The sequence below is a fragment of the Paenibacillus sp. 01T422 genome (assembly GCF_056398785.1).
This window is the reverse complement of record NZ_JBFTQB010001631.1, coordinates 1-478: the sequence shown is the minus strand read 5'-3', so window position 1 is coordinate 478 and position 478 is coordinate 1. Positions and strand designations below refer to the sequence as shown.

Annotated in this window: 1 protein-coding gene; it reads left to right on the top strand. The window is 45.6% G+C overall.

Annotation, left to right across the window (positions count from 1 at the left end):
* Positions 1-478 (top strand): cohesin domain-containing protein (locus tag AC1DUA_RS40510; protein WP_477505005.1); only part of this gene is annotated, 478 nt, incomplete at both ends.

Here is a 478-nt window from a genome sequence, read left to right as displayed (position 1 = left end):
GTGATGTATTCAGTCTAGTCATCAAGGCAGAGGCAGATGACCTTTATGGGTTTGACATTTATTTTGATTATAATCCAGCGCTTGTACAGTTGGAAGGTTCGCCGAATTTGCATGGAGATTTTGGGGTTCTGAACCAGACGGCTTCCCTATTCTATAGCGACCAAGGTGGGAAAATGAGAATCATTGGGACTCGATTAGGTGTTGAAGAAGGGGTAAATGGTAAAGTCGGCTTAGTTGAACTGAAATTTAAAGCGAAAGACGGGCATGGCTTATCGCGATTTGTCATCGGTCAAGGTAGCAAACTATCCGACTCAAACGGCGGCATCCAAAGTCCAACTGCAGATTATCAGGGCAGTGTTGCTCTTGCCAATCCGGATATTAATGGGGATGGCTATCTGGCTGTTAATGATCTGATTCGGATCGCTCAAGCGAACGGTAAAACTTCCGCCGACAGCGGATTCGATGAGCGTCTTGATAT